Origin of the sequence: Dyadobacter sp. CY326, from assembly GCF_021390515.1 — a bacterium.
Taxonomy (GTDB): Bacteria; Bacteroidota; Bacteroidia; order Cytophagales; family Spirosomataceae; genus Dyadobacter.
Genome location: NZ_JAJUXI010000009.1, coordinates 328,131 through 336,705 on the forward strand (window position 1 = coordinate 328,131; position 8,575 = coordinate 336,705).

Here is an 8,575-nt window from a genome sequence, read left to right on the forward strand (position 1 = left end):
TTTTTATTTGAATAGCTTTTCTAAACCTTAATCAGACCTGGATGAACCACTTCAACCACCGCTTTTTCTTGTGCCTTACTTTTCTGATAAGCACAGCCTTTTTTCTTCCGAAAGTTTTTGCCCAAAACAAATTCAACCTCTACGAACAAACCAGCGAAACAGCCGGACTGATCATTCAATATGGTCAGGACACGCGTGCGATCCGCTCGTTTTATTCGCCTATGGAACGTGGAAGAGGCGGTTTTGGATCGCCCAGCAGCGTTCTCAATTCTCCCGAACAGCGCAAGCGACTGCGGGAAGTGGATCAAAATTATCTGGATAAACTGGCAAAGCTGGATTTTGACGCCATGAGCATTTATGGAAAAGTGGATTATATTTTGCTCAAAAGAAGCATTGAGGACGATTTATTAACATTGACTAAAGAAGAAAAAGAATACAATGCTGTAAAGGCACATTTCCCTTTCGCCGACAAAATATATGCCCTGGAAAAAGGCCGCCGCCGCGGTGCAACGGTTGACGGACAAGCAGTTGCGGGACAATTGAATGATATTCTGAAAGAAGTAAAAACGGCCTCGGACGCATTTAAAAAAACAGAAAGCATTGAAATGCCGCTCGCAGAACGCGGCGAAGAGGCAGTAAGCGGCTTAAAGTCAAGACTGCAAAGCACTTATGAATTTTACAAAGGCTATGATCCGCAATTCTCCTGGTGGGTTCCCGAGCCTTACGAAGCATTGGACAGCGCTTTGAACACTTATGCCAAAACCATCGAAAGCAAAGGCAAGCTCACAACAACCCAAAAAGACGATGACAGCGGAATCAAAGGCGTTCCCATCGGCCGGGATGAGCTGATCAGGCAGCTGGACGCAGAAATGATCAGTTATACGCCGGATGAACTGATTGATTTGGCCAACAAAGAATTTGCGTGGTGCGATAAGGAATTGCTGAAAGCTTCGCAGGAAATGGGCTTTGGAAATGATTGGCAAAAGGCGCAGGAAAAGGTTAAAAACAGTTATGTAAAAGCAGGAACCCAGCCCGAACTGATCCTGAAACTTTACGATGACGCCAAGAATTTTATCACCGCCAACAACCTGATCGATTATCCCGAAATCGCCGACGAAACCTGGGGAATGCAAATGATGACGCCTGAACGCCAGCTCATTAATCCATTCTTCCTCGGCGGCCGCGACATTATCATTTCTTACCCGACCAACACCATGCAACATGAGGATAAGCTCATGAGCATGCGCGGCAACAATCCCTATTTTTCGAGAGCGACCGTGCATCACGAGCTTGTGCCGGGCCATCATTTGCAATATTATATGAACAGCCGTTACAAGGCTTACCGGAGCGAATTCAGAACGCCGTTTTGGACGGAAGGCTGGTCGCTTTACTGGGAATTGCTGCTGTATGACAAAGGTTTTGCCAAAACACCCGAGGAGCGGATCGGCATGTTGTTCTGGCGGATGCACCGTTGCGCGCGGATCATTTTTTCGCTCAATTATCATTTAGGTAAATGGGTCCCGCAGCAATGCATTGATTTTCTGGTGGATAGGGTCGGTCATGAACGGGCAAATGCAGAAGGCGAAGTGCGCCGCTCGTTTGAAGGCAGTTATAGTCCGCTTTACCAGGTGGCTTATCTCATCGGCGGCTTGCAGATCCTGAGCCTGAAAAATGAACTGGTGGACAGCGGAAAAATGACATACAAAACTTTTCACGATGCCATCATGAAGGAAAATAATATGCCCATCGAAATGGTAAGGGCCACATTGATCAATCAGCCAGTAACGCGCGATTTTAAAACAAAGTGGAAATTTTATAGTTTCAAATAAAAGTGTACTTTAAGAGTCGAAACTTCTGACAAGTTTAAACCTAACCCTTTATATGTCTGTAGAAACTGTCCCGGAAAAAACCGCATTTAAACCCACATTAGGTCTCGTAGACGCAACCATGCTCGTTGCCGGCAGTATGATCGGATCGGGCATTTTCATTGTAAGCGCGGACATTACGCGCAATACCGGAAGCGTAGGCTGGCTCATGTTCGTTTGGTTAATCACCGGTTTTATGACGCTCACGGCCGCATTGAGTTACGGCGAGCTAAGCGCCATGTTTCCCAAAGCCGGCGGCCAGTATATTTATCTCAAAGAAGCCTACAATCCGCTGATGGGTTTTCTCTACGGATGGAGCTTTTTTACCGTAATTCAAACCGCCACCATTGCAGCCGTAGCCGTGGCTTTTGCTAAATTCACAGCTTATTTATTGCCTCAATTCAGCGAAGACATTGTCGCGCTCGATCTCGGATTTTTACAAATTACCCCCGCCCAGTTACTGTCCATTGTCGTCATTGTGCTGTTAACGTTTATCAATACACGCGGCGTCAACAGCGGCAAAATTATCCAAACAACATTCACGCTGACCAAGTTATTGAGCTTACTCGGCTTGATTGTTTTCGGTCTAATTTTCATGAAACCGGAGATCTGGGCTGCCAACTGGGACTCGGCAACCATGTGGGATATGCACAAGCTGAATGTCGACGGCAGCATTGCCTCTTACACCACAATCGCCGCTTTTGGAGCTATCGCCGCATCCATGGTTGGCTCGATTTTCAGCAGCGATTCCTGGAATAATGTAACTTTCATTGCAGGAGAAATCAAGAATCCGCAGCGTAACATTGGGCTGAGTCTTGCGCTGGGAACCATCATTGTGACGGTGATTTATTTGTTGACCAATGTTATGTACACTGGCGTTTTGTCTTTGCAGGAAATTGCCGCTGCTGATAAAGACCGCGTAGCCGTAAGCGCTTCCCACGTCATTTTCGGCACTTCCGGAACAATCATAATCGCGGTTATGATCATGATTTCAACATTCGGCTGTAACAACGGCTTGATCATGTCAGGCGCGCGGGTTTACTATTCAATGGCCAAGGACGGTTTGTTTTTCAGCAAAGTAGGACAGCTAAATAAGAACTCTGTTCCTGAATTCGGTCTTTGGATTCAATGTGTCATTGCATCGCTCTGGGCACTGAGCGGGAAATATGGTAACCTGCTGGATATGATCTCGTTTGTGGTGGTTGTGTTTTACATGCTGACGATTGTTGGGATTTTTATTCTTAGGAAAAAAAGGCCGGATATTGATAGACCTTACAAAGCTTTTGGCTATCCCTTTTTGCCAATTATCTACATTATAATGGGCATTGCATTCTGTGTTTTGCTGATTATTTATAAGCCGGAGTATACATGGCCTGGATTGATTATAGTGCTGCTGGGGATTCCTGTTTATTACATGGTTGCTAAGAAAGAAATTAAAGCATAACAATTCTTGATTTTCATCATTGCATTCATTGCCGGGGGGCTTAAGCCCCCGGCAATTGTTAAAAATAAATTGAAAAATTGAATCATAAAAACTATTTCAGCTCTCTAATCTTCTTCATTGCCGGGGGCTTAAGCCCCCGGCAATTGGAAAAAATAAATTGTAAAATTGAATCATAAAAACTATTTCAGCTCTCTAATCTTCTTCATTGCCGGGGGCTTAAGCCCCCGGCAATTGATAAAAATAAAAAGAGAATTGAATTAAAAATCCATTTCAGCTCTCTAATCTTCTTCATTGCCGGGGGCTTAAGCCCCCGGCAATTGAAAAAAATGAATAAAAATTGAGAAAAGAAAAAGAAATATAAGCTCCTATGAAGAAGATCTTTTATTCATTACTATTCTGTCCTGGGCTTTTGCTTGCTCAGGAAATCGACCAAGCTGCCATTGCTAAGATCCGCAAGGAAGGAATGGAAAATTCCAAAGTTGCAGAGATCGCCCATCAACTTACAGATGTTTCTGGCCCGCGACTGACCAATTCCCCCGGCTTCCAAAGAGCGGCAGAATGGTCGGTAAGTGAGCTGAAAAAGTGGGGTTTGCAAAATTCGCGCATTGAAGATTGGGGTGAATTTGGAAAAGGCTGGCAGGTTGAAAAAAGCTATCTGGCAATGACCAAACCCTACTATATGCCATTTATAGCCATTCCAAAAGCCTGGACTTCCGGGACAGCGGGGCCGATCAAAGGCGAAGTGGTGGTGGTGAACATTCAAAATGAAGAAGATCTCAAAAAATATGCAGACGGAAAGTTGAGTGGAAAAATTGTTTTGGTAAAAGGCCCCGCCGACACCGACCCGACATTCAAGCCTGACGCCGTGCGTTACACCACGGAGGATCTGGACAAAATGACCAATTCGCAGCCATTTGGCCCAAGCAACTTCACACCCGAACAAGCAGAGCGTATGCGCACCATGCGCAGCTTCCGTAGCCGGGTAGACAGCACAATGAAAGCGCAGAAAGTCAGTCTGGAACTGGCAGGGAGAGCAGGAAAACACGGTACATTTTTCACCAGCAACGGCGCATCCTACAAAGGCGACGCGCCCTTAGCCGGCCCTGCATTTGAAATGGCACCGGAACATGCAGGACTGGTGGCAAGACTTGTCGAAAGTGGCATTCCCGTAACGTTAGAAGCCGAATCACAAACCTCATTCTTCGACAAAAAACTTACCACAGGCAACGTAATCGCGGAAATTCCCGGCACCGACCCTAAACTGAAAGACGAAATCGTAATGTTAGGCGGCCATCTCGATTCATGGCACAGCGCAACGGGAGCGACGGACAATGCAGCCGGTTGCACCGTAATGCTGGAAGCCGTAAGAATTTTGCAAGCATCAGGTTTGAAACCAAGAAGAACCATTCGCATTGCGCTTTGGTCGGGCGAAGAGCAAGGTTTGCATGGGTCAAGGAATTACGTGAAAAACACATTTGGCGACCCGCAGACAATGAAATTAATGCCAGCCCACGAAAAATTATCGGCTTACTATAACATTGACAACGGAACAGGCCGCATCCGCGGAATCTACCTGCAAGGCAATGAAGGCCCACGCGCAATCTTCGAAAAATGGCTCGCTCCTTTCACCGACATCATTGACCACCCAACCGTCACATCCCGGAACACGGGCGGCACTGATCACCAAAGTTTCGACGCGCTCGGACTGCCTGGATTTCAATTCATTCAAGACGGAATTGAATACGGCTCCCGCACGCACCACACAAATGCGGACACCTACGAACGCCTCGTTATGGATGATTTGAAGCAAATGGCCGTTGTGGTGGCAAGTTTTGTTTACAACACAGCCCAACTCGACCAGAAAATTCCAAGAAAAGAATTGCCTAAAGCCAAGACAGCAGCAAGCGTAGGACGATAACCCCCCAATTTACTGATGAAATTATTGATTTGCTATTTCTTGATAGTAAGCAGCCTCGTTTTGGCCAAAGAACCCATGAAATATGTGGTTTCTATGGAAAACCCGGCCAGCCACACCTTCCACGTTTCACTCAATTACAAATCCAGAACGGCAGACAGTTTGGTTCTGAAAATGCCCGATTGGACGCCCGGTTACTATCAATTAATGGATTATGCCGCCAATGTAGGTAATTTCAAAGCCAAAGATCAAGCTGGAAAATCGCTCGAATGGAAACGGTCGGGCAAGACAGAATGGGTCATTTATAACAAAAGTGCGGGCAACCTCATCATTGATTATGACGTGAAAGCAACCCGCAAATTCGTCGCCACCAGCTATCTCGACAGCGCGCACGCCTACATCACGCCTGCAAGTGTGTTCATGTATTTGGATCAAAAAATCAATGTTCCCGCAGAAATCACGATTGCTCCATACAAGGACTGGAAAAACGTCGCAACGGGGCTGGACTTCATTTCAAAGAGAAAATTCAGCTATTACGCACCAGATTTTGATGTTTTGTACGACAGCCCGTTCCTAATCGGAAACCTGGAAGAACTTCCTCCATTCAAAGTGAAAGGCATCCCTCACCGGTTTATCGGCTACAACTTAGGGCAGTTTGATAAAATTAAATTCATGGCTGACATCAAGAAAATCGTTGAAAAAGCCTCTGCATTAATCGGCGAAATTCCTTACAAACATTACACTTTTATCGCCATCGGCCCGGGGCAAGGCGGCATCGAACATTTGAATTCCACAACCATTAGTTTCAGCGGCGAACAACTGAACTCACGCGGCTGGGAAGGTATGTTAGGCTTCATTACACATGAATATTTCCATCACTATAATGTGAAAAGAATCCGTCCAGTAGAGCTCGGCCCGTTTGATTATGAGAACGGCAGCCGCACCAACATGCTTTGGGTTTCAGAAGGCTTAACGGTTTATTATGAGCCTATTATCATGAAAGAAGCGGGCTTAATCACCACTGAAAAAATGCTGGAATCATACAGAAGCCACATTGCCGAAGTAGAAAACAAGCCCGGCCGCCTGCACCAGTCTCTGGCTCAGGCGAGCGCCCAAACTTGGTCCGACGGCCCGTTCGGCCGAACCGGCGAAGGGGCGGATCAAACCATTTCCGTCTACCGCAAAGGCCCCATCGTCGGCCTTCTCTTCGACTTCGCCATCCGCCACGAAACCCAAAACAAAAAGTCTCTCGACGACGTTATGCGGAAACTTTACAAAGATTTCTACAAATCCAAAAAACGAGGCTTCACCGAAAACGAACTCCGCGAGACCATCGCAAAAGTAGCCGGAAAGCCATTGGATGAGCTTTTTACTTACATCTACACCACAGCCGAGCCGGATTATAAGAAATATTTTGGCTATGCCGGATTGGACATTGACACTGCACCAAAGCAAATTCCAGGAAGCGACAAGACGGAGAAGTTGTTCACCATTACGCGTATTGCTAGTCCTAGTAAGTTGCAGAGAGAGGTGTTTGAAGAGTGGAGTAGGGCAGGCAAATCGGAGGGTTTACTTCCTTAGCAGTTTATCGATCAGCTTCAAAATCCCTTCCCGGTTCTTGGCAGCTTTGATGAATTGCGGCAGTTTTTCGACCATTGTCGTATGTGTCAAAGTCTGCCTTTCCCTCAATTTCGAAGCAACATAATTCCGTATTTCCCCAAGATGCTCCCGATTACAAGCCCAAAGCACATCGCCCTTAAACTCACCTTGAAGCCATAAGGGAAGATTGAAAATAGGATCGCCAATTGAGGATTTCGGAAAGGTTTTTCCCTCAACCTCCTGCTCAATGTGGCTGCAATTGCTGCAAACGAATTTTCTGATAGTTCCGGCTTCGTTCTTTTGATTAATTACCAGCGCTTCTTTACTGCATTTCGGACATTCCACTGAAAAGTGGGTCATGTAGGAGTAGAGGCGAGTAGGCGGGCCGGAGTAGCGGTGGGTCTGAGTGGGCATGTTGTTTCATTCAACTTGACGTGTTAAATGATTTCAATTGTCGATTTTTGGCAATCCAGACTTTCTCAAAAGCTCGTTCGCCTTTTTTAGTCTTTCAGGGAAAAAATTGATTCCGCTAAACTTATTCAAACTTTTGTTGACAACAATATTTGGTGTTTTTAACTTTTCTTCTTTCGTTTTCATAATGAGCGCTCGTTACCTTTTTTTGTTATTAAAAATGCCTCATATGCTTTGCCGACCACAAACGGTCTCCAATTTCCGTCGCAGTCACTTCCAAATATAACGAAACCATCAGAAATTTCTGACAAATTGTTGGTAATGCCCATCCTGTACAACCGGGTTCGGGCCGGCGTGCTTCCAACAACCAAGATCCAGGCTCTGGGATAATGCTTCGTAAAAGTGATCACCGTTGTGGCAACTGTCGCGAGGACTTTAACCCTATCACCGTTATTCGTTACAGAAAAGTCATCAATCGTTTCGGAGAGGGGATCGTAATCACCGAAAGCAAGGTTGTAAACATTCTTAACCTCAGTGACGGAATAAATAACAGCTTTGGGTACTAAGCCTTTCGGCCCTTCACTAGTATATTGGTAAAACAGGAACAATTCATCAGCTTCACTGAGGTATTTTGTATGATTCATTTATAGTGTGTTCTTGAATTTTTGCAAAGCTAGGAATTACGATGAATATTCCTTGAAGTTGTATGCATTTTTGCTTTTTCCATCAAACCCAGTAAGTTTACAGCGTCCAATTTCCCGAGTAAGCTGTAATATGCGTCGTCAACATTCGTCGGCACTTATATTGCTATATAATGCTGCGTACACCAATGAACGGTGTCGTAACTACCGTAATGGTTTGAACACCATTGCCTTACTCGGGTTGGACAACGGCAAGTGCGGCACCGTTTTTTGCTACACAAAACGTCCAATAACGAGTAAGATGCACACAGCAAAAAATCAAGAATCCCGCCAAAGCGCAGCCGAGGAGCTGCTAAGCAACTATCTGAATCAGGATGTTGACCTGATCGAAATCGAACGGATGCACAACGAAATGCTCCGACATTATCTTCGCCCGACGGATGAATGGAATCTTAGTCGTAAGTACGCGTTGCTTGCGCTGGATACGAGTGAGGTTATTAACCGATTGTTGAAGGAGATTGAGGATTACGGGAAAGGTTGTAGGAATTGAGAATAGAAGTCAAAAGAGAGGCGCACCAATATGATGCGCCTCTCTTTGTCTTTAATTTTGTCCCGTCCTGAAATAGCGATACACAAACTGTATAGCTATGCGAGAGAATCTAGAAACTAAGTATGTTAAGCGGACACAAAAAGACTACTC

General features: G+C 45.5%; 7 protein-coding genes. 5 read left to right on the forward strand and 2 right to left on the reverse strand.

From position 1 onward, the window contains the following. The first annotated feature begins 41 nt into the window (after positions 1–41). From LZG73_RS19525 to LZG73_RS19540, 4 genes are all read left to right on the forward strand, one after another. Positions 42–1,829 carry a DUF885 family protein gene (locus LZG73_RS19525; protein WP_233853711.1) on the forward strand — a complete coding sequence of 596 codons (1,788 nt, stop codon included), beginning with the start codon at positions 42–44 and terminating at the stop codon, positions 1,827–1,829. Between the two features lie 52 nt (positions 1,830–1,881). Further along, a complete protein-coding gene (locus LZG73_RS19530) occupies positions 1,882–3,309 on the forward strand; it encodes an APC family permease (RefSeq protein WP_233853713.1) in 1,428 nt (475 codons plus the stop codon). Positions 3,310–3,676: 367 nt separating this feature from the next. Beyond that, positions 3,677–5,227: a M20/M25/M40 family metallo-hydrolase gene (locus tag LZG73_RS19535; RefSeq protein WP_233853721.1), complete on the forward strand. Its 1,551-nt coding sequence runs from the start codon at positions 3,677–3,679 to the stop codon at positions 5,225–5,227. Positions 5,228–5,242: 15 nt separating this feature from the next. Further along, positions 5,243–6,805, forward strand: coding sequence for a M61 family metallopeptidase (locus LZG73_RS19540; RefSeq protein ID WP_233853723.1), 1,563 nt, complete (start codon positions 5,243–5,245; stop codon positions 6,803–6,805). Here the strand turns inward: LZG73_RS19540 and LZG73_RS19545 are convergent. Both LZG73_RS19545 and LZG73_RS19550 read right to left on the reverse strand, forming a co-directional pair. Then, a complete protein-coding gene (locus tag LZG73_RS19545) occupies positions 6,794–7,237 on the reverse strand; it encodes a hypothetical protein (protein ID WP_233853725.1) in 444 nt (147 codons plus the stop codon). The two genes, LZG73_RS19540 and LZG73_RS19545, sit on opposite strands and share 12 nt — an antisense overlap. Before the next feature lie 179 nt (positions 7,238–7,416). Then, entirely contained in the window at positions 7,417–7,878 is a 462-nt protein-coding gene (locus LZG73_RS19550) for a DUF6934 family protein (RefSeq protein WP_233853726.1), read from the reverse strand. 298 nt (positions 7,879–8,176) lie between these two features. On the opposite strand from LZG73_RS19550, the gene LZG73_RS19555 reads away from it, so the two are divergent. Further along, on the forward strand, positions 8,177–8,425 hold the full coding sequence (locus tag LZG73_RS19555) for a hypothetical protein (protein ID WP_233853727.1): 249 nt from the start codon (positions 8,177–8,179) through the stop codon (positions 8,423–8,425). The last annotated feature ends 150 nt before the right edge of the window (positions 8,426–8,575 follow it).